The following is a 25,346-nucleotide window of genomic DNA, read 5'->3' on the forward strand; positions in this document are numbered from 1 at the left end:
ACTTAACCTTTATCAAAATGCCTCCGCACTTTTCTTCACTACTTTTTCCGCTTCAAGCTCCGGATGGACCCTTCGTATGACGGCAGGTCTTAAAAGAGTAAGGACTACACACACACATACTCCAGATGACAGGAGCAGAACCCATTCTGCAGGAAATACATCATATAGTAATCCATACAGCACCATACCTAATGGTGATAAAGCCATTGCTACTGTTTCAATGAGCGAGAACACACGCCCCTTATATTCATCGGCAATTTGTTTTTGCATCATTACCTGGGTTGGCGTGTTAACGAAAACAATACACACTCCTAATAGGAATTGAAGAAGAATGAAGTAACCAAACATGATGGTATAATTCATGGTGAAAAGTAATGGGAGAGTGGTACTCCCCATGATGACCCCCATAAGAATAATGCCTCTTTTTGAAACCCGTAACGGAAACTTTATCTCTTTTCGAATAGAGAGATAAATCGATAACAGCAGCATACCGACCGCAAAGGCACCTTCCGTAAAACCAAAATGATGGGAAAGCATTTTTAATTTTTCAATAAGAATAAACGAATATCCAACCTGATAGGCACTGAAAAGGAAATTAACTAATAATGCAATCCAGATAATGGTCATTAACATCGGCTGTAATTTTAAATAAGATACACCCGCCTTCATTCCTTGCCACATGGATTCTTTCTGTTTATCCACTGTTTCTGACTTTTGAGAAGCAAACAATGTGAAATTCATCGTGGCGTCTAGAACGATGGCAGCCGTTGAAGCGGCCATATAAAAGATGAGGAACACTGGCATGGAAATCACTCCATACAAGAGGCCTCCGACTGCTGGAGAGGCAATAGCCGCAAAGGATACGGACATTTGGTTTAATGACATGGCTTTTTGAATTCTTGCTTCGTCCACAAGTCCTGTTATAGAAGAGGTGAACGCTACGCTGGAAAACATGGATGTTAGGGAGAGGAGGCAGGTAGTGATATAGATTGCGGTTAGAGATAATCCTAAGGTGACACTGACGACTAATAAACCCCCGATGGCCAAGGTCGTCGCTATTTGTGAGATAATGGCGATTCTTTTCCGTGGGTACTTATCGATGATATAACCTGCAAATGGCGCTGCGATGGTACGAGGTAATACATTGCAAATCAAGTTCAACGCAAAACTCTTTGCCGAACCTGTAGCCTGCAATATATAAAAACTAATGGCAAATGAATATACCTGCGATCCAAAAGATGCAATTAGTTTGCTTATGGTAAAAGTCCAAAGATGATACGTGGCTTTTTTCAACTTCATACTGTTATTCATAAAAATCTCCTCTTTTCATTCAGTAAGTTTAATTTAATTAAACAAATTATAACATGAAGTTTTTACCAAATCAAACATAAAGTTTAATTTAATTAAACAAATTTATTTTTATCTCGTTTATATCTTTCAAATCATGGGTAAGTTTAATATAATTAAACAAAGAAACGTTTTAAGGAGTTGCTCTTTACATGTTAGGGGACCGAATACGAAAATTGCGAAAGCAGAAAAAGCTGACGCTTGAAGCACTAGCAGGACAAGGACTTACCAAGGGCATGCTTAGCTTAATCGAGAACAATAAAGCACAGCCCTCTATGGAGAGCCTTGCCTATATTGCTGAGGGATTAGGGGTGGAAGTAACTGATTTATTAGAGGAAGTCAGTACATTGGAATTAAGAGAAGTTCTTGAAAAAGCAGAAAAGCTGTACAATGAAAAAAAAGATAAAGTCGGTGATAAATACCAACAGCTTTTAACCCTTATAGATCCCTATATAAGGAACCTTCCACAAGGGTATGAGGCAGCACGGTTGTTAGACATTTATAGTAGGAGTCTATATGAAGAAAAACAATCTGGCTGGGAGGAGTTATCTAATCAAGCTGCAAGTATATATGACAAAATGAATGTAACAGCAAATCGTGCGCAAATTGCAATATTCCGTTCTATGGTAAAGTTCATTGAACATGATTATTCCAAAGCATTAGAGATATTACTGAGCGAACGTACGGAAATTGAATCCAATCATGTCTTTATTGACCCCATGACACGGGTTGACCTTGACTATACAGAAGCGATTCTTCATTTTGCAGTGGGTGATTTTACTGCGGCAACTCACGTGATGGAAAATGCCTTAATTTTTTCAAAAAAGCATCGAATCTTCTATCGCGCTGATGATTTATACAGAATTGGTGCCGGACAGGCTATGATGTTTAGTGATAAAGAAAAGCGAGAGCATTATTTACGTAAGTTAAAGCAATACGGTGATTTTGCTGAGGATACATTATCCATCCTCGTTCATAATCTGCTCATTGCTATGACTTTAATTGCTGAAAACAAAGAGTACGCCAGGGCGCTTGAAATCCTTGACCAGTACTTAGGCAACCCCCAAGAAGAAGAAGTGGTGGAGTCGCTTTATAGAATGGAAAAAGGAAAGGCTTTATATGGTCTTGGAAAATTTAGGGAAGCGATTCATGAATTTGAAAAAGTAGAGACTCCGACCACTACTCACCATCCATTTGATTTATCACTTTTTTATGTTCGTTATTCATACAAAGCTTTATGCCATTTTAAACTTGACGAAATGGAAAATGCGCTTCAATCTGCCGAATTGGCAGTGAAGAATTTCGAAAATATCCCATCTTTGCCTTTCAAGGAATTTGCGATTGAGACCTACACTGCTATTCTTGCAAAAATAAACCCCGTACAAAACTAAGTGTACGGGGTCCTTCTTTTGTTTGAATCTAGCTCCAGATTTAGTGTTAAATTCCACGTTCAAATCCTCGTTTGAACTTAGGTTTTATTTTTCGGTCGAACGTTTTACCCACACCAAATTCGAGAGTACTATTAGACTCATTTCCAATCACTTTAAAACTATCCTTTGTAACTTGATAGGAAGGAACTTCATGTGTATGTTTAGCTTTTTTCTTTTGAGCTTTTGGAAGTTTATATAACACTCCGACTTTTACTTGCTGAACTTCCTTCACTCCTTGGATAATCAGCTGCATTGCAAAGATCGCCAGCATGAAAGCCGCTAAAATCCACAAGTACCAGTAGCGACCTGAAGCAATGGTCGTTCTTCCTAACTCCCCAATTAATCCAGACCATTCATGGGTAATCGACATCGGCGGATCCGCACCCATTGGATCAAAGTCTAGTTTGGTCCCGCCAAAGAAAAATTTAAAGATCCCTAAATGTATAAAAATTAATAGAACTTGGATAAATTGTGTTCCTAATAAGATCGTTAAACGGGCACCAATATGCGGGAAGATGTGCCGCCAGAAGAGATGAAATCTGCTTCCGCCTAAAACGCGCGCACTTGCAATGAATTCATAGTCAAGAACTCGCTTTATCTCTTTTCCTAGTAGAACACTCGTTAACGGAACGACCAGGATGGTTAAAATGAACATTTCAAGTAAAATCCGTTCGGTAAACGTATAGGTAAATTCATAGCCGAAGCCGGTAAATGCCGGCATTAAAATCGGCGCTAGCAAGATATATGCCACCAAACTTAATGGCAGGAAATGAATCGAATCGATTAACTTTGCAAGCCATTGCTGGGTGCGGGGTCCTAAATAAAAGGCATAAATAACACCAAACAAAAGCCCGCCAACTACACGCAATAAGGCGATGAGCAAAGCAAAGATCAGCGTATATTTCGCGCCAATGACTAATTGGTCAAAAAGGCTGAACCCTAATTTATCGGAACCAAAGAAAAAGGGCTTTGTGGGCGCATGCGGCATTGCACTCAGCAGCTTTACACCGTCTTCTGAATAATAAAGTCTTACTTGGTCAACATGATTATCAGTTGTGACCGAATAAATAATGCTATAACTGATGGTTACAATGAAAAATAAAGCTCCAATTGCGAATTTCCAATTTTTCATATGACGACAAAAAGTAAAAAGTGCACTGATAAATGGACGGAATGGCGATATTTTTCTTATGTTAATCGATTGAAGAGAATAAGAGATGTTTTCATAGAATCTCTTTGCCGCTTCCCCCATATTGCGCATACCCCATTTGCGCCACCAAGAGCTCCGTCTTGTTTCATAAGATAATGGCAGGTCTTCTTTAAGCCAAATATCTACTAATTGGAACAGAAAGTAAAAAGGTGTAAAAATAAGACCCAAAGTAACAAAAATGGTTATAGGTTTGAAGTTATCAAGTAAGTAGAAGGTTAGTCCGTGGACGTTAAAAACACGCTCAATGATAAATTGGCTAGAAAGTGTTCCCCAAATAATAAGCTTGATATGATGAAACGAAAGGGGCATGATATTTTTTAAGATATGTCTAATTAAGATATTGAATTTGTCTATCCCTTTGCTTTTTACAAAGGTGACATATACCTTTAAAAACTCTTCCTCAATCATAAGGAGAAGGATTTTGAACATGGATACAAGCGGTAAAATCGCCAACGTGACAATCGGAGCAAAGTAGGCCTTTTCGGTAAAGCTGGCGACCCGAAATAAATCCACTCCAAACGACTTAAAGATCATAATCGATAATACTTGTAATAAGGTAGCGAGTATCAAGTCTGGAACAGATTCCAACACTTCAAGTAATCTCTTGATGGGACTAAGCACGATTTTAGGTAAAAAGGCCGACCCCAATGCGAGAAGAAGGGCAATACTAAAGCCTGCGAAAAGAGCACCTAACAGGAGTTGCATGGAATAAATAAATGCCGGCCCCATAATCTCCATCATTGGAGCACCACCCGTTTGCGACCTTTCGAACTTATAGACCCATGATTCTGGTTTCATTAAGTCCTTCCCAAACGAGAATAATTGTGCAAAATACCCTGTTGATTCTGGAGTTCCTCTAGTGGAAAAATATTGTGGAAAAATACTCACACAAAATATAGATACCATTCCAAGTAGATAGTATGTAAATAATCTAACTAACCTCAAAATCTCCCACCTCATTTCTCATTGAAAGTCATTACATTTGTATAATAGAAGTAGTTTCCCGCAAAAAAATTATATTCTAAATATTCCCCCTTTTCAACCTAGTTAAAAGATAAGAAAGCAACTATGAACTTAGGTTACTGTCTAGCTCCAGCGCCTAGGGGCTCGGGGTCATAAGCGTGTCTAGTTTCGGCTCCTTGGGACTCGAGTCATAATCCGCCCCCTGAAGAAGGCAAAAAGCGCCTTCTTGCAGTGGTCGTCTTATGCCTTCGTCCCAGGGCAGTCGCCTCCACATTTCTGACAATCCGTCAAGAAGGTTAAAGTACAACCTTCTCGCCGGCTCGTCTTATGCCTGTCGCCCCTGGCAAGGCGCTTCAGCTTTTCGAGTTTCCAATATTTACAACATTCAAGTTTTGGACGTAATGGGGGTTGGATTTGTTACAATGATTTTGTGATAAAATGAAACTTATAAGAAAAATTTTTTGTATAAGGGGAAATGACAATGATTCTCGTTGTTGGCGGTGCTGGTTATATCGGCAGTCATCTTGTTAAGGAATTAGTGGAAAAGGAAGAGGTAATCGTATTAGATAACCTGTCTACAGGTCATCGTGAAGCGATCGATACAAGAGCCATTTTTGTACAGGGCGATCTCGGAAATGAAGAAGACCTGCAAATGATTTTCTCTAGTTATCCCATTAAGGCTGTTATGCATTTTGCTGCTTTTAGCCTAGTAGGAGAGTCTGTGGTTGATCCTCTTAAATATTATGAAAATAATGTCGCAGCTACGTTAACTCTTCTAAAAGTAATGATGAAAAACAATATTAAGAACTTTATTTTCTCTTCTACTGCGGCTACATATGGTATCCCAAATGTTGAGATTATTAATGAACAAACCGTCACAGCTCCTATCAATCCTTATGGCCATTCTAAATTAATGATAGAGCAAATGCTTTCTGATTTTTCGAAAGCATATGGATTGAACTATGTAATTCTACGGTATTTTAATGCGGCTGGGGCACATGAATCTTCTAAAATTGGTGAAAGTCATGACCCAGAAACGCATTTAATTCCGATCATTCTTCAGCAGCTTTTAGGTCAACGTGAAAAAGTGGCTGTTTTCGGCTCTGATTATGACACAGCTGACGGTACATGTATTCGTGATTACATTCATGTTACTGATTTAGCAAGCGCCCATATCCTTGCATTAGAGGCTTTAATAAGTGGGAAGAAAAGTGCAGAGATTTATAATTTAGGAAATGGTCTTGGCTATTCGGTAAAAGAGGTTATAGAGACGTGTGAAAGAGTAACCGGGGTAAAAGCAAATGTTGAAATGGCTGATCGTCGTGCTGGAGATCCAGCAAGACTTGTAGCGTCTTCACAAAAGATTTACAATGAATTAGGCTGGAATGCAGAGCGGAATTTGGAACAGATTATTGCAGATGCTTGGAAATGGCATAACAATCAGCAGTATTAAACAACAAACCCTTGTCCGTCTCCGGGCAAGGGTATTTTTTATATAGCCTAAAATATAAAATGAATGATTAATTTTATCCAACCGAAAAACGCAATCCATAGCGGTACACTTAATGAAGTGCCCCATACTAGCCCATAAGCGAAATTACCCTGCTCGTCCATAAAATCCACTCCCTAGTAGTAGTTGTAGATTAATATTTCTGTTTGCCGATTGTTATACTGATTATAATGTAAAACGCTTACACTCACAATGATACAAATGATTTATTTCACAGTGCTTAACTTGAAAAATAGAGACAAAAGCACTAAACACGTTTCGATAATTAACTTTATCAAAAAGGGAATAGGAAAAATCGAAAAGCTTGTCACAGTATCTGCTTTTGTTTTCGACTGGTTTCTATCAAACTAACCTGCTTTTTTTCGACAGGTTATTTTCTAGGAAATTAATATATACTTTTCTTTAAATGAGATTGAGCACTTTTAATCAAACGTCTGATTAGTAATAGAAGGTGAAAAAAATGTCTGAGTTTGTTGATATCTATCACAGCTATATGCGGGAATATGGTATATCGTCTCATTAAGTAGATGTTTGATTCTCCGGAACGTAGAAAGGAGATTTCTCTTGAGATATGAGATCAAAAATTCAGATTTAAGTTCCTTCGTTGAAAGTTGTAAACCCTTACTTTTGGGTATGCCATATCCATGTTACGTAATGGATTTGGAGGGCAGTATTGTTTTTTCGAATGAAGCCGTTCAAGGATTAACAGGATGTGAAAGACATCCTGATTATCAATGGAATTTTGTCTCGTTTTTAGAAGAAGAAGAGATTGATAAGACGATTGAGCATATTAATACTGTCCTCAAAGGAGAAAGGAAGAGTATTCAAACAAAGATTAGAAATCGGAACGGTCATGTAATAGATGTAAATATCCTTTCTATTCCCGTTAAAGTAGATGGTGTAATTCTAGGTATTTGCGGCTATATTACCAGCACAGCAAATGAAAAGAATCTTTCACCTTCCACTACTCGGAACTAGGATACTATTTTTACGGGTATTAAGAGGATTGATCGAATCGTTGTGGATAGTACGAAAAGGAAAAAGGCAGAGGAAAAATTAACGTTTTTAGCTTTTCATGATTCTTTGACAGGTTTGCCAAACCGAAGGAAATTGGACCATGAGCTTCATAAAACGTTAAATGAAGCAAAGGAAAGGAAAATGAAGGTCGGGGTACTATTCCTGGATCTCGATCGATTTAAATATATCAATGATTCTCTTGGTCACAAAATGGGAGATAAAGTTTTACAGGTTATTGCAGAACGGTTGAAGGGCAGTTTGGTAAGGGAGGATACAATATCACGTCAAGGCGGGGACGAGTTTGTTATCTTGCTAAATAACGTGAACACAAAGGAGGACCTTCATGAAGCGGCAGCCAGAATTAATAGGATAATTGCAGAGCCAATCGGACTCCTTGGTCATGAATATGTACTAAATGCCAGTATTGGAATGAGTATTTTTCCTGATCATGGGTATGAGGCAGAAGGATTAATTCAGAAGGCAGACCAAGCGATGTACCTTGCAAAGGAAAGCGGAGTAGGAATACAATCCTATGAATTAGGAATGGCGAAAAGTCTATCACGGAAACTCCTGCTAGAGCAATACCTTCATAAAGCCATAGAAAACAATGAATTATATCTGGTGTATCAACCAATCGTTGATGTGTATGGAAAACAGGTGATCGGGGTAGAAGCACTTCTGCGTTGGCAGCACCCCGTTTTAGGGGCGATACCACCCGGAGAATTTATCCAAATTGCCGAAGAGTCAGATTTAATCATAAAATTAAGCAATTGGGTATTGGAGACTGCCTGTAGACAACGTAAAATATGGACAGATATGAACTTGCCGCCATTCTATGTCTCTATTAATGTACCTGCGAGGCAAATTAATTTGGAATCTTTTCTTGAAAGTGTTAAGGATACTTTAGCACGCCATCAGTTACCTGCTAATCTGTTAAAAATTGAAATCACAGAAAGAACAGCGATGACCAATGTCCAGCAAACATTGCACACGATAAAAGAATTACAGGATAAAGGAGTCGACATCATTCTTGATGATTTTGGGGTTGGTTACTCGTCCATTAGTTATCTCGTTCAATATCCATTTAATACGATAAAAATTGATAAATCCTTTATTGAAGGGCTAGAGAATAAAAATCAGCGTTCTGTCTGTCGAACATTAGTGGCAATGGGAAGAAACCTTGGAATGAATGTGGTAGCCGAGGGAGTTGAAGATTTAGAGCAATATCAATTTTTATGCAGCATTGGCTGCCATAACATGCAGGGATATTATTTTAGCAGACCAACTAGTGTGGAAATGGTCGAAACGTTCTTTACTCCTGAACAGAAGGGCTTAAAAGGAAAATTCAAATAAGGCCGGAGAACGTATTGACTCCGGCCCTTACCTATTAATAATGCTTAACCATCGTAATGAATTCAGTTGTTCCTCTATTAAACTCCACTTTTTTAACAAATCCAAGTTTGGTATAAAGATGAATGGCTCTTTGATTAAACTTTGCTACTGTCAATCTGAATGAATCCAACTGATAGGTTTCTTGAATATACGAAAGGATAAACGTGAAGAATGGTATTCCAAACCCCTGTCCGGTAATGGCAGGATTCATGCCATTACCGATATCTTTCATATCCTCATTGTAGGCGCCAACTGTAGAACCGAATGGGACTTGGGCTGCGCTTCCAATACAAAAGAACCCAACGAGTTCATCGTTTTGATTTAAAACGGCATAATAGGGGTTCTCTAGTAATTCGTTAAGAGATTCAGAGGTTTCTTCATTGTTATAAAAATCATAGGGTGGTTCGTATCTCCAATTAAGTATTTGTTTGGCATATTCCTCCGTCAGATTCCTTACAAATAACTGCATTTATCTAACTCCCTTTTATCTATAGGCTGTGTTACATGGGCCTGTTGATTTGCGCTCCACTAAGGAAAGCTTCTTTGAATAATCACCGCAGTGACAGGCGATCTTTGCCTTTCACGAGGCACTTCGCTTTCCGCAGGCGTTGCGGTGAGCCTGTCTAGCTATAGCGCCTAGCCCCTCGAGTCGCTTCGGTCCTGACGATGAAGTCAAAGAGCGACTTCAAAGCCAGGCCCTCCAGCGCTTGTCGGGGCTGGACAAGGCGCTTCCGCTTTTCCTTCTCCTCGGCGCTTGCGCCTGTGGGGTCTCACCTGCTCCGTACTCCTGCAGGAGTCTTCGTGCCTTCCGCGCAAATCAACAGGGTGCAAAATCTACAATTAGCTGTAACACAGCCTATCAATTAAAGAAAACACTGAGATTACTTAGATTCTAGCATTCCGAATAACGTTACTCATCATTTCTGCATTTGGATAATGGACTTCATGATACAGTGCTGCGACACTTTCGAAATCATAGTTTACTCTTCTGATGGATGTTTTTATATGTCCGTCCTCGACTTCAACAAGTCCATAGGATGATTTTGTCAGGCCATCGAATGGTAAACCCACGCTGCCAATGTTCATAATGACTTTGCCATTTAGATATCTAATATATGGCTTGTGGATATGTGCATATACGAAAACCTGTGCAGTTTGCGCCTGTATTAAACTCGTTTCGATTTGGTTGTCATCCGCATTAGGGAGGACGATATCAAATAAACTTGTCGGAGTAGCGTGGAAGGCTGAAATCTCAACATCTTCCATTGTGAGATTTAGATGAGCAGGCAGGCTCTCTAAATAATCGATGTCTGCTGGTTCTAGGTGCTCCACAATCCATTGGCGTTCAAGATTCATTAACTCTAGTACCTTATCAGCCACCTCACCTTCCCTGATTCCGCGCACCACCCATTCATCGGCATTTCCTTTTATCACATCAGTATGTAAAGAGCGGACTAAATCGAGAGAGCGTTTCGGTTCCGGTCCACGGTAACAGATGTCACCTAACACATATATTTTATCAATTCTTTGCTTCTCGATATCCTTAAGAACAGCATCAAGTGCGATGGCATTCCCGTGAATGTCGGAAATGAAAGCGATTTTCATATCACAGACAACCTCCTTTTAATAAATTTTACCATTAAGTGTTTGTGAATTAAAATTAGAATTTTCAAAAATACTTAGCTTATAAAGGCTTTCTGCTGTATAATTTTTTCTAATAATGATAGAGGAGCTAGAAAATGAATACATATATAAAGGATCAACTTGAAAAGTTTCAACAAGAGAACCGTAATCGTGGCCGTTTGCTTGTCAGTTGTCCGGATCAGCCAGGCATTGTTTCAGCCATCTCACAGTTTTTATTTTCGTATCAAGCCAATATTATAGAGTCCAGTCAATATTCTACCAATCCGGAAGGCGGAGTATTTTTTATCCGAATTGAATTTGAATGCCCGGGTTTAAAGGAAAAGGCAAAGGATATGGAAGATCAGTTTGCTGCGATTGCTGAGAAGTTTTCAATGGATTGGAAATTAACGCATGTCTATCATGTGAAGAAAGCGGCAATCTTTGTGTCGAAGGAGCTTCACTGTTTGCTTGAATTGCTATGGGAATGGCAAAGTGGTGATTTAATGGCGGATATTGCGCTTGTGATAAGTAACCATGAGGAAGCAAGGGATGCTGTGGAAGGCTTGAATATCCCGTTTTACTATATTCCTGCGAATAAGGATATTCGTGAACAGGTGGAAGAGAAGCAGCTTGAGTTATTAAAGGAATATGAAATTGATTTAGTGATATTAGCTCGGTATATGCAAATCTTGACTCCTAAATTCGTTGCGGCAAATCCGAAGAAAATCATTAATATCCATCATTCCTTTTTACCGGCGTTTATCGGTGCCAGGCCGTATGAGCGTGCCCATGCCCGCGGTGTAAAGTTAATCGGAGCAACCTCCCATTATGTTACCAATGATTTAGATGAAGGGCCGATTATTGAGCAGGATATCGCCCGTGTCGATCACCGTGACGATGTCGATAATTTGAAAAAAATTGGTCGTAGAGTGGAAAGAAGTGTTTTGGCTCGAGCCGTAAAATGGCATATCGAAGACCGGATTATCGTCCATCAAAATAAAACGATTGTTTTTTAACATTTCAGGGTTTGTTAACCATAAAAAGAGGATGACTCCATTTTCGAGTCATCCTCTTTCTGGTTGAGAAGAATATTGCGACTTGCCCGAATTCCGATGGCGGTAACAAATTCAGTCACATAGAACCGACTCTATAAGACTTTTCATTTACAAAATATATGTTTACCAATTTTCTTTATCTGTGGGCGGCTCCAGATCCAGCTGCTCGTTGCGGTATCAGGATTAAAGTAATATAGAGCATTTCCGCTTGGGTCCCAACCATTTAAAGCATCCTGGACAGCCTTTTTTGCCGTTTCATTCGGTGTTAAATTAATTTGTCCATCAGCAACTGCCGTGAAGGCACCGGGTTCATAGATAACCCCGGCTGCTGTATTGGGAAAAGAAGCACTTTGAACCCGGTTTATAATGACAGCTGCAACCGCGACCTGACCTTCATAGGGTTCCCCGCGTGCCTCCCCGTAAACGGCATTTGCCATCAAACGGATATCATTTGCGCTATAACCACTTGGAACACTGGCAGCGTTAGAGGTGTTATTGCCATTCTTTTCATACTTTGTTGCCTTAACCAGCTTTGCCTTTGTATCTGCCCCGACGATTCCGTCGACAGGCAGTCCAAACTCATACTGGAAATTCCGTACGGCCCAGTAAGTATTCCACCCAAAAACCCCATCAATTTTACTTTTAAAAAAGCCATTATAGGCAAGACGCGATTGTAACTCAATGACATCTTCTCCACGGGCTCCTTGTTGAAGAACCTGGTTTGAAAATGCATGTACTTCCTTCCCTTGATCGCTGTTGGCTAAAAATGTAACAGTTAGAAAAAGTAAAATCAGTGGAAGGTTAACAATATGTTTCCTCTGCACAATTTAACCTCCTAACGAATAAAACAATATACTTACTATACTTTCATATTTTTTACATTTTTATGTATCTAATAAAATATAGACTTTTTTGGTTGATGAAGGACATCATAATAAGGAACTAAGAGATTTGTCTTTCATAAGGGTGATGAAGGACAAATCATAATAAGGAGCAAAGAGATTTGTCTTTCATAAGGGTGATGAAGGACAAATCATAATAAGGAACCAAGAGATTTGTCTGTCATAAGGGTGATGAAGGACAAATCATAATAAGGAACCAAGAGATTTGTCTTTCATAAGGGTGATGAAGGACAAATCATAATAAGGAGCCAAGAGATTTGTCTTTCATAGGGTGGTGAAGGACAAATCATAATAAGGAGCCAAGAGTTTTGTCTTTCATAAGAGTGATAAAGGACAATAACGCAAAAAAAAGTCCCCAATAAGTGGGGACAAAAACATATGTGAATACTATATGTTTAGACTTAGATACTAATTCGCAATCTTACCTCAACCCATAAGCCTTAATCACTTCTTGCGTAATACGGCTGCCTTTATTATCCCATGCGCTAGTGCGAAGTGAGACTGAGCTTCCAGATTTGTTTGGATGTTTAATCATAGCAGCCCACCCAGAGCCTTCAGGAGTTAAGTCTACTTTATTCCAAGTTTGGCCTTCATCAAAGGAAACTTCAAGTGCAGCACCTTCGACGACACCGTTTCCTGGTGCACCAGGTACCTGGTATACGGACAAGCTTAGCTTGGTTGATTTACCTGCAATAGCATCTCCGTTCATATCCGTATCAATTTTATAATCCAATGATAGAAGCGGCAGTGGAGAGCGGAATCCCTCTTCTTTTTTAGACCAAAATTCCCACTCTGTATGGGTGGAAACAGATGTATCCCAGCGTTCTGGATTACGAGAAGCGTCACTTACAATTCGATACTTCGTGTTTTCCTCTGGCTGCTCTACAAAAGAATAGATTGCCTGTCCATTTGCTTTTTTCACGAGCGTATCTCCACGATAAAACTCTAACGTCTGCTCTCCAGGATAATTCATGTCTGCACCTGTGTGCCCAATCCCTGAATCAGCCCATGCGGGAATATTGATCACAAAGTAATTTCTATCACGGTAAGGTGCCCAGAATCCTTCACCAAGACGCGGACGGACAACTGGTGAAAACCATTCTTCCGCAAACTTTTGACCAGGCGTATACATCACTTTTGGCTGTCGTACTTCCCATTGTGCATCATACACACCAGCCTGATGGTACCAGGATGTGCCTTCTTGAGCGGATACCCATTCGGTTCGGACAGAAGGAAGTGACAACCGCTGCATGAAGCCAGTTCCTGCAAAACTGTGAGGCAGAAGATCATAGCGAAATTCTGTTCCTGGTGCATTATTGTCTGATTTATATTCTGAATCGATTTTTACAAGATCCTTTGTCTGTGGTGCATAGGTTAAATCCTTTGGTACTGCTCCGTGGTGCATATCAACAAGGTCATAAATGAATTCACTGTCTGGAGTACCTTTGACGTTTAATTTCACCTTTCCAGACTTTGCTGCCTCCACAAGCTGTTTACCCTCTGTACCGCTTATACCCGCTACGGCCAGCGGAGTATCTGAAAGAGAAAAATCAGGATTTTCGATTCCAACCCATTCGCTAAGCTCTTGCGGTTGATCGTTTACGGTAATCAAAAGCTTTGCTCCAGCCTCCAATGCTGCAGCGGCACGAGCTTGACCTGAAACCTCATCACTGCGCTCCACCACAACGGCTTTTCCTTTCACATCAAGACCAGCATAATCTTCCGGAGCTCCTTTTCCTGCATAAACTGCAGCAAAATTGTGTACACCTTTTAAAAGTGTACTTCCTGCTTGAGGAATATCATCCAGTTCCTTGCCTTGGAAGTTGATTGTCAGCATTGGTTCAGCCAGGCGCCAGCGTGTAGCCAGGGTGAAATCTCCTTTTTCTACTTCTTTTGTGGGCTGAGCGTACATTTTATCCACCCATATCGGCATTAAGTAGATATCATTCATAGCAGCTTCCCCGGTGTTGCGGTAATATTCTAACTTTCGATAATTGGCTTCGGTTTTATTTGGAACCGTTACTTCTATTTCTTCTGCCTTACGGGCATCAAGTTCAACGGTTTGTGGACCACTCAGGTTAATCTCTGGATCGCCAACGAGTGCAACACCTCTGTGGTCTGTATCGCTATCAACATCCATCATACTCAAAACCGAATAGGTGCCAGGCAGCAATCTTAGTTCCCTTGTCCCATCCACTGCATAAAACTCTGGAACTCCACTTGGACCAACGAGATTAAAATATGCAAGGGCGGGTGATCCGTTACGGTCGGTTGCATTGATAGTAAGAGAATATTTCTCTTCTTCCTTTATCACGGCTAAAGAGGTATGAGCAACTGTCTGCCCATTAAGGTTAGCTGAAATCTGTCCTTGATAACGGGTACCAAGAGCACCAAGCTGAGGGTCAAGTGTGACTTTTACTTCTGCACTGCTATTCGCTTCAATCGTCACTTTGTTGGTTGAAAGTGTAAACAATCCAGAAGGTACTTCTGCACCGTTGCTATCTGTTATTGCTGTAGAAAGGTCTAATGTAACAGTCTGGTCGCCACGGTTTGTGTATGTTATGGTTTTCTCAACAATACCATCATTTTCATGCGGCCAGTCATAGAATCCGAAATCAAGGGATCCTGTTGCATGGACTGTACCAAATGTGGCCGCAGCAACGTCCAGACGACCAGTTCCGCCTTCAAATGGCATAATATGGTCTAGCTTCTTAGTTGTACTCATAAGTGCTTCTTTCAGCTGCGCTCCTGTCCAATCAGGATGACGTTGCGCTAGAATAGCTGCTGCTCCAGCAACGTGCGGGGTAGCCATTGAGGTCCCGTCCATCGTCATATAAGAACCACTGCCACTGCTAAATTGGGAACGGGCAGCTAAAATTCCTACGCCAGGTGCGGTAAGGTCAGGCTTTAATCCAGAAAATCCATTTTGTGGTCCTTTAGAGGAGAACCAGGCAAGTTCATCAGACTTGTCAACAGCACCAACGGTAAGAGCTGAATCAGCTGACCCTGGTGAATTAATTCCTTCCATTCCCGTATTACCTGCAGCAATGACAAACAGAGTACCTGTCTCAGAAGTTAAGTTATTAACTGCTTGGGCCATTGGGTCAGTCCCATCGCTAGGCTCGTTGCTGCCTATACTCATATTAACAATTTTTGCATTTCCAGCAGCCCATTCCATCCCATCGATAATCCAAGAATCTTGGCCAAATCCTTCATTGTTAAGTACCTTACCAACAAGCAGGTCTGCACCTTTTGCGACTCCTTTATTCTTTCCTTCTGAGGCATTGCCTGTTCCAAGGACCGTTGAAGCTACATGGGTACCATGCGCATGAAAGTCACGAACATCTTCATTTGGAACGAAGCTCTTTGCATCAACCAATTGACTTTCAATATCCGGATGCTCTGCATCAATTCCTGTATCGAGTACTGCCACTTTTACGCCACTACCGTCGTAACCGGATTCCCAAGCAGTTGGAGCCCCAACCTGAGGGACACTCTGTTCAAGTGTAGCTTCCACACGGCCATCCAGCCAGATTTTCTCAATTCCAGGAGCAAACATGGCTTTTGAGGTTTTTGAAGTCTGCTTCTTCAGCGTAATGTCCTGCCAAAACTTTTTTGTATCCTTTTTATCTGTCGAAAGTGCCAAACCATTTATACTTTCAAGTACATGTGTCTTTTTAGATCCTTTTGGTGTTGGTAACGCTCCTGAACGAGATTTTGATTCTGAATATTGCACGATAACAGGTAAAGTCTTCTGAGAGGCGTCATCATAACCATCTTTAATGAGTGCAGTGACATTAAATAAATCCTGATCTAAAAACCCAGAAGCTAAATAGGGCATGGCTTGGTCAGGAATGACATATGTATCTTTATCTACTGTCAGAATTCTTGCACCACCGCCGGCTGCGGCAGGTTCTACGTTAATCACACTTTGTCCATCTGCAAGCTCTGTTACCGTTACAACATCGCCAGTAATGAGGGTAATGACATGCTTCCCTGTACTTGCTTTTGCGTTAATGCCTTCGAGAGCTTTGGCAGTGATTTTCCCATCCCCTGCTTTGGCCGAATCATCTGCAAATACTTGCAGAGTCGGGACCGCAAGAAGAGCCGTGGTCATCATCATGGCAAAATACTTTTTGTACTTTTGTTTGCTCATTCCTCACATTCTCCTTTTCTAATAAAAAGTTATTCTTGTAACTATTTTTAACTATAGATGAATTTAAATAGTCTGTTAATTGGGATAATTATTGTTAAAAAAAGGGCTCCAGTAGAGGAGATCATTAGAAAAATGGAAGGCTTACTATTAAAAAAGGATGGTTTTTCCTTTCTATTAACTTGGGACAATTTAATATAATCGACAAAAAAAGACAATTGCTGAATGCAATTATCCCTTCTAATCTAGCATAATAATCATAATTGTTTTTCACGTACAGCTGCTTCCCTAAGGTCAACGGGTGATCCAATGTTGGTAAGGAGGTTCTTCAGGTGTTGATTGGAAATATGAAGATAGTGGTTTGCAGATGCGTAGTCCTGTTTTTCTTCATAATAGGCAGCAATCACCTGAAGATATTTGATTCCTCTATCGATGTTTATATGCTGTTCAATAATAGGCAGCCCATGTTTTATCAAATAATGAATCAGAGATTTTTTTGTACCAGCTGCTTCTAAATAAAGGATTTTTAGTTCAATGTATCGAGGTGATTTTTGATCTTGAAAGGAGTCTAATACCTCAGATAACAGCTTTGCAGCCTTTTCATTTTGCGAAAAAGAAATAAGTGCCTCTGCCAGATAGGAAATCGTTATATAATAGGATGCTGAATTCTTTTCTTTGTGCTGTAGAGCCTGTGAATAATAGTTCAGCGATTCTTCTAAGTTCCCTTGCCTGTAATATAAAAACCCGAGATTATGTAAAGAAAGGGCCTTCGTTTCCGTATCCTGAAGCATTTCTGCGTCACTTAAGATATGTACAAGCATTTCTTTCCCTTTTTCAAATTCACCAATATGAATGAAATTTACAGCAAGAATCATTTTGACATGAACCATTCTTAATAGATTATTTGTCTGCTGAAAAACATGCAATGCTTTATACGCATAATGAATCGATAAAGAATAGTGGGACAAATGCCCGTGCAAGGCTGACCGAAAATAATAATACTCTGTTATTTTTGCCTGATATTCTTCAGCTTTGTTTTCTGCACGAGATAGGAAGAGGAGGGCTTGGGGGAATTGTTCCTTTTTCCCATAATAGATGCCTTGAAGCAGGTCCCAGATATATGCTTCAAAAGGAGAAAATTTTGAGATATATTTATGAATGCCTCGGGAGGACTCCTCAAATACGGAAAAATCGTGCAATAGCAGGTAGTACCGAAGCATATATAATTCATAGAGATAAATCATGTCCGTACAGTGCACATATTCCTTATACTCTTGCAATTCTTTATATAAAATTGTTGCCTTATCTTGGTGCAGCCGCTCTATTGCATCGTAAAACATATCAAGCTTATGCTTTACTAATTCGCTTTTTTTGTTTTCATCCTCAAGGGAAATCTGCAATCTGTCACACAGAAGCTGGAGTGTTTTTGGATTGGCTTCTTTAACGTTGTTCTCAATTTTACTTAAGTGGGTAACCGAGCAAATGCCCTGGCAAAGCTGTTCTTGCGTCTTATTTTGCTTTCTTCGGTGATAATAAATCACTTTTCCAATGGACATACAACCAACCTGCTCTCTAGTAAAATGATTAACTTCTAAGCTTAGTATACTGAATGGATTTCAATGATTCTTGTTCTTTTACTAGGCATATAGTACGATTTTTTCATTAAAACTGAATCCCCTCTATTTAATGAGGGGATTCAAGCTGCCTATTAATGATATTTTTTATACCAGTCTACGAACTGGCTTAACCCGATTTCTAATGGAGTAGCGGGGGAGAAACCGGCCGCCTTTTGCAGGTCGGTAATATCTGCATAGGTCTCTTTCACATCTCCAGGCTGCATTGGGAGGAATTCAATTTTGGCATTTTTACCGATTAGATTTTCTAACGTTTGAATGAAATCCATTAATCTGACGGGGCTATTGTTGCCGATATTATAGATCTTGTATGGAGCATGACTTGTGCTTGGGTCGAGATCTCTGTTGGGATCTGGTTCAGGTGGGTGGTCTAGTAATTTGACGATTCCTTCGACAATATCATCGATAAAAGTGAAATCCCTGCGCATATTGCCATTATTGTATACTTTTATAGGATTTCCTTCGATTATATCCTTTGTAAAAGAATAATAAGCCATATCTGGCCTGCCCCAAGGTCCGTACACGGTAAAGAAACGTAGACCAGTAGTGGGGATATTAAATAAATGACTGTACGTGTGTGCCATTAATTCATTTGCTTTTTTCGTGGCCGCATAGATACTTACCGGATGATCTACAGAGTCTTGGGTAGAGAAGGGTGTTTTCGTATTGGCTCCATATACAGAACTAGATGACGCGTACAGTAAGTGCTCCACTTGATAATGTCTGCACGCCTCTAAAATATTTACAAAGCCTACTAAATTGGAATGAACATAGGAGTGTGGATGGGTAAGACTATAACGGACCCCAGCTTGAGCAGCTAAATTAATCACAATGGGGATGGAATGACTTTCGAAAATTTCGTTTAATCCTTTTGAATCAGCTATATCCACTTTAAAGAAGGTAAATCTATCGTTCTTCTCCAGCAGTTTTAACCGCTCATTTTTTAAACGAACATCGTAATAGTCATTAAGGTTGTCCACACCGATTACATGATAATTTTCAGCTAACAAACGTTTAGAAAGATGGAACCCAATAAAACCTGCCGCACCTGTCACTAAAATATTCATTTTTTATCAGATCCTTTTTTACGATCATTTCCCTTCTTTTTATCCTTGTTATCTTTCTTACCGCTTTGACGGTGGTCCTTATCACTACCATGACCTTTTTTATGGTCGCGATCCTTACCATGACCCTTGTCCTTTTTATGGTCGCGATCCTTACCATGACCCTTGTCCTTTTTATGGTCGCGATCCTTACCATAATCCTTGCCATTTTTATGGTCACGACTATTTTCATGGCCCTTGGCATTTTTTTGCTTATTCACTTTTATGCTTTTCTGATTTTTTATTACTGGCAGTACAGTAGGGATGTCCTTAATTTCCATTTGTACTTCTTCTTCAGTAAGCGGGATTGGAGTTTTCGTCCATTCCGCATGTGTGGCTGGATCAAGAAGCATTACTTGCTCAAGAAATGCGTCAAGGAAACCTCTTTCATGAAGGTTTTGGAAAAGTTCTAATGGACGTTCTTGCAGACGAGAGAACGAATACACATGGTCGACCATTTTAAAGCCTGAATTGGTGACAAAAACATGCCGTAATGGAGCATCAATTTGTTTAAAACCTGCTTGTTTTTGAGATGTTAAAATGTCTAGTAAGAGTTTTGTGACAGTAGGCGGAAGGGTGATTTGTTTTTTTAGATAGGTGTTTAAATCTGGTCCCGATAAATATTCCATGACAACGTAGTTTTCTCCTATTTCATATACTTTTGGGATAAAGGAAAGGTCTTGATTCGCCAATAAAATTGTTCTTTCCATTTCACAATGTTCAGGTTTTCCATAGATTTTTACACACTGATCCTCAGCAATACGAAAGACCGCACCTTGGTGACCTGCTCCAATTAATGTTTGCGAGATGGCGCTATCAACCTTTACCCCCTCACCATTTCCTCCAGAAAAGACGGGAATGTTCCGATAGTCTATTTTGTTTTCAGCGAAATATCTCTGCCATGTTTCATATGTGTCACGTTCAAATTTTCTAACTTGTGATAAGAAGGATTCTTTTAATAACATCATGTTTAAATCTCTTAATAATTTGAGTGGCACCGGGTGTACGCGCTTGAAGGCATTTACATGGTCAATGAGCTTCAGCTCTTCATTTTCAAGGACGAAAATATGCCGTAACGGCGCATCAACCATAGTGAACTGTGCATTTCTCATTTCACCTAAAACATACAGAAGTTTTTTAGTAATCGATTCAGGGATATAGGTGCAATTCCGGAGATATTCTTTTAAAGTAGGAGCATTAAAGTATTCCATGACGATATAGTTTTCACCATGTTCATATAATCGAGGGAAGAAGGCTAAGTGCTGCCCTGCTTTGAGTGCTTCTAATTCCATTTGGGCCTGCAGTGTATTAGAATAAATTTTTACACAGCGCTCCTCCGATAATTTGAAGACAGCTCCTTGAGCACCCATTCCGATTAAAGGGTAGTTAGTGGGGTTATCAATTAATAGAGTTTTTGGTCCTTTTGTTACATTAATTAATCTAAAATCTTCCATCATGATCCCCCTAACAATTCATCATAATATTTGGCCTGCAAAAGAAGCTGCTTATTTTGGTCAAAGTTTTGTTCTACATTTTGACGAGCTGAAATCGCATAGCCTTCCCATAGGTGTCTATTCAGTAACATAAATTCTAATGCTTCAGCAAGATGGTCAACATCATTTTCACGTACTAAAATACCATCTTTATTATTGGTGATGATTTCTGGAATACCAGCATGGTTCGTGGCGAGAACAGGAATACCAGTTGCCATTGCCTCTTTGATTGTATTCGGAATTCCCTCTACATCGCCATTGGACGCTGTTAAGCTTGGTGCACAAAATATGTCAGCTTGTCCCATTAATTCTGGAACTTGGCTTTTTGGCACACGATTTAATAGACGGAAGGAGGTACCTAAATTCAGCTGCGAGGCTAGGGATTTAATATAATCTTCCAGCTCACCGCCTCCAATAATGGTAAGGGTAGCATTTGGAAATTTTGATTGTATCTTTTTAAATGCCTGCATTAAGACATGGTGCCCTTTCTTTTCTACTAATCTTCCAATAGAAACGATGTTCTGTGATCCTTGTAGATTTGGTCCTTTATAAGGGAAAAGGTTAAGGTCAACCCCTCCGTAGAGAACTCTGATTTTATCGGCAGGACATCCCCATAAATTAATGCGATGTGCTAGATACTGGCAAACCGGGAAAAAGCGGTCTCCTTGTTCGAAAAGCATCTTCATGCCTTCTAAATAGTCAACCGGCTGATTAGCAAGGGTTGCATCTCTGCCCCTTATACTTGTTACGAGTGGGAGGGAGGTTTCTTCCTTAAATGGAAGAAGTAATAAACCTAATTGAGCATGGTGTGCGTGCATGAGAGAAACCTTATTCTTTTTTACATATTCTTGTGGTGAAAAAATTTCACTTAGGTAGTGAACCTTTTCGTTAAGAAGCGGTAAATTAACCATATACTTAGGCTGCCTGACCAAATGAATATAATCATAGCCAGGGACTTCGCGAATCTGGGGAATATATTGAGTCGGGTCCACCCTTAGGTTTAAATGGATTACTTTAGGCAATTGTCATTCTCCTTTCAAAAAAACATCTAATTTTATAATCCTCTAAAAATAAGGTATGCTTTTTGAAAGGGAAGGCTTGGACAAATTGGAAAAAATACAAAATGCGCCACAGTCAATAAAGATTGTGGCGCATTATATATTTTATTAAATTAACGTAGTGTTTTTAAAGCTCCGCTCCAAGCGATTACTTCATCAAGCATTGCCGTCATGTTTGTTTGGTGTAAATCTTGTGGTTTGAAGACACTTCCGTTTTCAAAGTCTGTGAATAAAGACAATGTTGGATGTGTGCGAACGTCAGCCACTTTCAATTCACCCAGGATTCCACGTAAATGTTCTGCAGCACGTGCACCGCCTGTTGAACCATAGCTTACGATACCGGCAGCTTTGTCATTCCATGCTTCACGTGCAAAATCAAGAGCATTTTTTAATGCACCTGTAATGCTGTGGTTGTATTCTTGAACAACGAATACAAATCCATCTAAACTAGCTAGCTTTTGATTCCAAGCAGCAATTCCTGGCTCTGAACCATCTGTTGTGCCTAGGAATGGAAGATTGTAGTCAGAAATATCAACGATTTCATAGTCTGCATCTCCACGCTTATCAGCGATTCCTTTTACCCATTCTCCTACTTGCGGGCTAACACGTCCTTGACGTGTGCTTCCTAAAATAATACCTATTTTTAATTTAGCTTTTGTCATTGTTTCTTCCTCCTTCATTGTAGTACCAAATAATTTGTTTAAAAAACCCATGATGTCCACCCCTTGCTGTTAATTTTAATCTATAAAGGTTTTTCGAATTCAAGTGTTTTGAATAAAAATATTATTATATTAGATATTTTTAATTCGAGATAAATATAATATAAATTTATCTTGATGTCAAGAGATTGGATTCATAAGAAAAGTTTTATAAAGCTCAAATTTTTTTATCCAATTTCAATGTAAGAAGAGAAGCTTGTCTGTTTGAAAAGGCTATGCCACAATATACAAAGAATAGACGAATGGAGGAAACCGTGTATGTCAGCTTTGCCAAATTGCCCAAAGTGTAATTCTGAATATACTTATGAAGATGGAAGTTTATTAATCTGCCCGGAGTGCGGTCATGAGTGGAGTTTAGAATCTGTCTCTGAAGAAGAAGAAAGAGTCATAAAAGACGCAAATGGAAATGTATTAAGTGATGGCGACAGTGTGACGGTCATCAAGGACCTTAAAGTAAAAGGAAGCTCCTCAACACTAAAACTAGGTACGAAGGAGAAATATACGTTTAGTGGATGGCGACCACAATATCGATTGTAAAATCGAGGGATTTGGTGCCATGAGTTTGAAGTCTGAGTATGTGAAGAAAATATAAAAATAGGCGCTCCCTGCTAAAGGAGCGCCTCCGATTTATTTTTAAAAGTCAATGTTGTCAGGGTCTGGACCAACTCTATGATTTTCATTTAGACTACTTATTATGTCCATATCTTCTCTCGTCAGTTCAAAATTAAATAGGTTGGAGTTCTCTATAATTCTGTGTTCTTTTATTGATTTTGGGATGGTGACAACGCCATTTTGTAGATCCCAGCGTAAAATGATTTGAGCGACGGATTTGTTATATTTATTCGCTAGTTCCTTTAATAGGGGATTATCAAATAATTGACCCTGCATTAAAGGTGACCAGGCTTCAAATTGAATGCCATTGCTATCACAAAAGGCTTTAACTTCTGCCTGAGTTAACATTGGATGATATTCTACTTGATTGACCATAGGTTTCAACACTGCAACTTGCATTACTTTTTCTAGGTGGTGGACTTGGAAGTTACTCACACCAATCGCTTTAACTCTTCCTTCTTTATAGAGGGTCTCTAAGGCACGCCATGCTTCTATAAATTTATCCTCTACAGGCCAATGAATAAGATATAGATCAAGATAGTCGAGACCTAGTTTGTTTAAGCTAGTTTCGTATGCCACTAAGGTTGAGTCATAACCTAAATCAGAATTCCAAACCTTTGAGGTAATAAATAATTCTTCTCTCGGAATGCCGTATTCATTGATTGCTTCGCGAATGGCCTGTCCAACACCTTCTTCATTCCCATAAATAGCAGCTGTATCAATACTGCGGTAACCTTGTTTAATCGCAAATTTAACAGCATTCACTAGTTCGGGACCTTCTTCGACTTTAAATACACCAAGACCGAACCAAGGCATCTTTACACCATTAGATAAAGTAGTTGTTGCTTGTAAGTTGTTTGTCATGTTATTGAACCTCCATTTTTTGATTTGAAAATAAACGCTGGTCATCTGTAACGGTTTTGTCTTTTTCTTCAAGCTTACGGCTCCAGCTAGTAAGGAAGACAGCGACAAGAACCATCAGGGCTCCAATCCAAGTGGTGTGAATCAGTCCAATTGAATCGGTTATGACACCGCCTAAGTAGGAACCAATCGCGATTCCTGCATTAAACGCAGCAATATTAAGGGCAGAAGCCACGTCTACAGCGCTGGGCACATACCGCTCTGCTAGCATCACCACGTACACTTGTAAACCGGGTACGTTCATAAACGCGAGCAGCCCCATAAAGAAAATTGTAATTAATCCTGCAATCTTAAATGGTGCTGTAAACATTAAAATAAATAGAACAACAGCCTGGACGATAAACATATATAAAAGTGCCTTAATCGGATTTTGATTGGATACCTTTCCTCCAATCATATTTCCAATCGCTATTGCAATCCCATAGCCAAGTAAAATGGCAGCTACCGTTCCTTCTTTAAAGCCTGTGATATCCTGCAGGATTGGAGATAGATAAGTAAAGACAACAAACGTTCCTCCATACCCTAAGGCTGTAATGATAAATACTAGTAGAAGTCGGCCATTTGTGACGATTTTGATTTGATCACGAAAAGATGAAACAGTACCTTTTCGTAAAGACGATGGAACTAGGATACTATTCGCTAGTAGTGCGATTACCCCGACAACAATAATCAGACCAAACGCCATTCGCCAGCCAAATTGTTGACCGATAAAGGTACCAAATGGAACACCAGTTACCGTAGCAACAGTTAGTCCTGTAAACATAATGGAAATTGCGCTAGCTCTGCGATTTTCCGGTACTAGGTCAGCTGCGATGGTAGAGCCGATTGACATGAAAATACCATGTGAGAGAGCAGATATTATGCGCGCCACTAAGAGTACGCCGATGCTCGTTGCGCTTGCCGCCAGACCATTCCCGATAATAAAAATGACCATGATCCAAAGTAATAAAGATTTACGTGACATACTAGAAGTAAGTGATGTCAGAATAGGTGCCCCGAAGGTAACACCAAGTGCATATAAGGAAACCGTTAAGCCGGCAGTGGTAACGGGTATTTCTAAATCATTTGCAATTAACGGTAAAAGTCCGACACTGATAAATTCAGTGGTTCCAATTGCAAAGGCACTTATGGCTAATGCCAGCAGTGCATACAAACTTTGTTTATGATTGAAAGACATATATGTCTCCTCCTTAAAAATATTTGA

General features: G+C 39.7%; 18 protein-coding genes and 1 pseudogene. 6 read left to right on the forward strand and 13 right to left on the reverse strand.

Annotation, left to right across the window (positions count from 1 at the left end; genetic code table 11):
- Positions 1 to 12: 12 nt before the first annotated feature.
- Positions 13 to 1,311, reverse strand: coding sequence for an MFS transporter (locus tag QFZ31_RS24505; protein ID WP_307307995.1), 1,299 nt, complete (start codon positions 1,309 to 1,311; stop codon positions 13 to 15).
- A gap of 188 nt (positions 1,312 to 1,499) precedes the next feature.
- On the opposite strand from QFZ31_RS24505, the gene QFZ31_RS24510 reads away from it, so the two are divergent.
- The gene (locus QFZ31_RS24510) at positions 1,500 to 2,738 is read left to right on the forward strand and encodes a helix-turn-helix domain-containing protein (protein WP_307307997.1); all 1,239 of its coding nucleotides are present in this window, start codon (positions 1,500 to 1,502) and stop codon (positions 2,736 to 2,738) included.
- A gap of 46 nt (positions 2,739 to 2,784) precedes the next feature.
- Here the strand turns inward: QFZ31_RS24510 and QFZ31_RS24515 are convergent, their stop codons facing one another.
- A complete protein-coding gene (locus QFZ31_RS24515) occupies positions 2,785 to 4,932 on the reverse strand; it encodes an ABC transporter permease (protein ID WP_307308000.1) in 2,148 nt (715 codons plus the stop codon).
- 499 nt (positions 4,933 to 5,431) lie between these two features.
- Between QFZ31_RS24515 and galE the strand changes: the two genes are divergently transcribed.
- The 3 genes from galE (at position 5,432) to QFZ31_RS24530 (ending at position 8,830) form a co-directional block, all read left to right on the forward strand.
- Positions 5,432 to 6,403: a UDP-glucose 4-epimerase GalE gene (gene galE / locus QFZ31_RS24520; RefSeq protein ID WP_307308003.1), complete on the forward strand. Its 972-nt coding sequence runs from the start codon at positions 5,432 to 5,434 to the stop codon at positions 6,401 to 6,403.
- Between the two features lie 621 nt (positions 6,404 to 7,024).
- Positions 7,025 to 7,438 (forward strand): PAS domain S-box protein, encoded by a 414-nt coding sequence (locus QFZ31_RS24525; protein ID WP_307308006.1) that lies wholly within the window; start codon positions 7,025 to 7,027, stop codon positions 7,436 to 7,438.
- Between the two features lie 42 nt (positions 7,439 to 7,480).
- Positions 7,481 to 8,830: a putative bifunctional diguanylate cyclase/phosphodiesterase gene (locus QFZ31_RS24530; RefSeq protein ID WP_307308009.1), complete on the forward strand. Its 1,350-nt coding sequence runs from the start codon at positions 7,481 to 7,483 to the stop codon at positions 8,828 to 8,830.
- A gap of 34 nt (positions 8,831 to 8,864) precedes the next feature.
- On the opposite strand, the gene QFZ31_RS24535 is transcribed toward QFZ31_RS24530, so the two are convergent.
- Positions 8,865 to 9,338 carry a GNAT family N-acetyltransferase gene (locus QFZ31_RS24535; RefSeq protein WP_307308012.1) on the reverse strand — a complete coding sequence of 158 codons (474 nt, stop codon included), beginning with the start codon at positions 9,336 to 9,338 and terminating at the stop codon, positions 8,865 to 8,867.
- Between the two features lie 416 nt (positions 9,339 to 9,754).
- On the reverse strand, positions 9,755 to 10,474 hold the full coding sequence (locus QFZ31_RS24540; protein ID WP_307308015.1) for a metallophosphoesterase family protein: 720 nt from the start codon (positions 10,472 to 10,474) through the stop codon (positions 9,755 to 9,757).
- Between the two features lie 134 nt (positions 10,475 to 10,608).
- Between QFZ31_RS24540 and purU the strand changes: the two genes are divergently transcribed.
- Positions 10,609 to 11,508 carry a formyltetrahydrofolate deformylase gene (purU, locus tag QFZ31_RS24545; protein WP_307308018.1) on the forward strand — a complete coding sequence of 300 codons (900 nt, stop codon included), beginning with the start codon at positions 10,609 to 10,611 and terminating at the stop codon, positions 11,506 to 11,508.
- Positions 11,509 to 11,651: 143 nt separating this feature from the next.
- On the opposite strand, the gene sleB is transcribed toward purU, so the two are convergent.
- The 7 genes from sleB to QFZ31_RS24580 form a co-directional block, all read right to left on the reverse strand.
- Entirely contained in the window at positions 11,652 to 12,371 is a 720-nt protein-coding gene (gene sleB, locus QFZ31_RS24550) for a spore cortex-lytic enzyme (RefSeq protein ID WP_307308021.1), read from the reverse strand.
- Positions 12,372 to 12,870: 499 nt separating this feature from the next.
- A complete protein-coding gene (locus QFZ31_RS24555; protein ID WP_307308023.1) occupies positions 12,871 to 16,605 on the reverse strand; it encodes a S8 family serine peptidase in 3,735 nt (1,244 codons plus the stop codon).
- Positions 16,606 to 16,859: 254 nt separating this feature from the next.
- Entirely contained in the window at positions 16,860 to 18,158 is a 1,299-nt protein-coding gene (locus QFZ31_RS24560; protein WP_307308025.1) for a helix-turn-helix transcriptional regulator, read from the reverse strand.
- Between the two features lie 152 nt (positions 18,159 to 18,310).
- Positions 18,311 to 19,303: an NAD-dependent epimerase gene (locus tag QFZ31_RS24565; RefSeq protein ID WP_307308028.1), complete on the reverse strand. Its 993-nt coding sequence runs from the start codon at positions 19,301 to 19,303 to the stop codon at positions 18,311 to 18,313.
- Positions 19,300 to 20,793: a hypothetical protein gene (locus QFZ31_RS24570; RefSeq protein WP_307308031.1), complete on the reverse strand. Its 1,494-nt coding sequence runs from the start codon at positions 20,791 to 20,793 to the stop codon at positions 19,300 to 19,302. The genes QFZ31_RS24565 and QFZ31_RS24570 overlap by 4 nt, the downstream gene beginning before the upstream one ends.
- Positions 20,793 to 21,854, reverse strand: a complete 1,062-nt coding sequence (locus tag QFZ31_RS24575; RefSeq protein WP_307308033.1) for a glycosyltransferase — start codon at positions 21,852 to 21,854, stop codon at positions 20,793 to 20,795. The genes QFZ31_RS24570 and QFZ31_RS24575 overlap by 1 nt, the downstream gene beginning before the upstream one ends.
- Positions 21,855 to 22,003: 149 nt before the next feature.
- A complete protein-coding gene (locus QFZ31_RS24580; protein WP_307308035.1) occupies positions 22,004 to 22,603 on the reverse strand; it encodes an NADPH-dependent FMN reductase in 600 nt (199 codons plus the stop codon).
- Between the two features lie 264 nt (positions 22,604 to 22,867).
- Between QFZ31_RS24580 and QFZ31_RS24585 the strand changes: the two are divergent.
- Positions 22,868 to 23,201: pseudogene (locus QFZ31_RS24585) on the forward strand (zinc ribbon domain-containing protein YjdM).
- A gap of 41 nt (positions 23,202 to 23,242) precedes the next feature.
- Here QFZ31_RS24585 and QFZ31_RS24590 read toward each other — a convergent pair.
- Together QFZ31_RS24590 and QFZ31_RS24595 are read right to left on the reverse strand one after the other, a co-directional pair.
- A complete protein-coding gene (locus tag QFZ31_RS24590) occupies positions 23,243 to 24,085 on the reverse strand; it encodes an aldo/keto reductase (RefSeq protein WP_307308038.1) in 843 nt (280 codons plus the stop codon).
- A 1-nt stretch (position 24,086) separates the two neighbouring features.
- Entirely contained in the window at positions 24,087 to 25,319 is a 1,233-nt protein-coding gene (locus QFZ31_RS24595) for an MFS transporter (protein WP_307308040.1), read from the reverse strand.
- Positions 25,320 to 25,346 lie beyond the last annotated feature (27 nt).

The organism is Neobacillus niacini (genome assembly GCF_030817595.1).
Classification (GTDB): Bacteria; Bacillota; Bacilli; order Bacillales; family Cytobacillaceae; genus Neobacillus; species Neobacillus niacini_G.

Bases quoted from the DNA above. Each gene is read 5' to 3' on its own strand.
- QFZ31_RS24505 (WP_307307995.1), bottom strand. From the start codon at position 1,311: ATGAATAACAGTATGAAGTTGAAAAAAGCCACGTATCATCTTTGGACT.
- QFZ31_RS24510 (WP_307307997.1), top strand. From the start codon at position 1,500: ATGTTAGGGGACCGAATACGAAAATTGCGAAAGCAGAAAAAGCTGACG.
- galE (WP_307308003.1), top strand. From the start codon at position 5,432: ATGATTCTCGTTGTTGGCGGTGCTGGTTATATCGGCAGTCATCTTGTT.
- QFZ31_RS24535 (WP_307308012.1), bottom strand. From the start codon at position 9,338: ATGCAGTTATTTGTAAGGAATCTGACGGAGGAATATGCCAAACAAATA.
- QFZ31_RS24540 (WP_307308015.1), bottom strand. From the start codon at position 10,474: ATGAAAATCGCTTTCATTTCCGACATTCACGGGAATGCCATCGCACTT.
- purU (WP_307308018.1), top strand. From the start codon at position 10,609: ATGAATACATATATAAAGGATCAACTTGAAAAGTTTCAACAAGAGAAC.
- QFZ31_RS24555 (WP_307308023.1), bottom strand. From the start codon at position 16,605: ATGAGCAAACAAAAGTACAAAAAGTATTTTGCCATGATGATGACCACG.
- QFZ31_RS24560 (WP_307308025.1), bottom strand. From the start codon at position 18,158: ATGTCCATTGGAAAAGTGATTTATTATCACCGAAGAAAGCAAAATAAG.
- QFZ31_RS24565 (WP_307308028.1), bottom strand. From the start codon at position 19,303: ATGAATATTTTAGTGACAGGTGCGGCAGGTTTTATTGGGTTCCATCTT.
- QFZ31_RS24570 (WP_307308031.1), bottom strand. From the start codon at position 20,793: ATGGAAGATTTTAGATTAATTAATGTAACAAAAGGACCAAAAACTCTA.
- QFZ31_RS24580 (WP_307308035.1), bottom strand. From the start codon at position 22,603: ATGGGTTTTTTAAACAAATTATTTGGTACTACAATGAAGGAGGAAGAA.
- QFZ31_RS24590 (WP_307308038.1), bottom strand. From the start codon at position 24,085: ATGACAAACAACTTACAAGCAACAACTACTTTATCTAATGGTGTAAAG.
- QFZ31_RS24595 (WP_307308040.1), bottom strand. From the start codon at position 25,319: ATGTCTTTCAATCATAAACAAAGTTTGTATGCACTGCTGGCATTAGCC.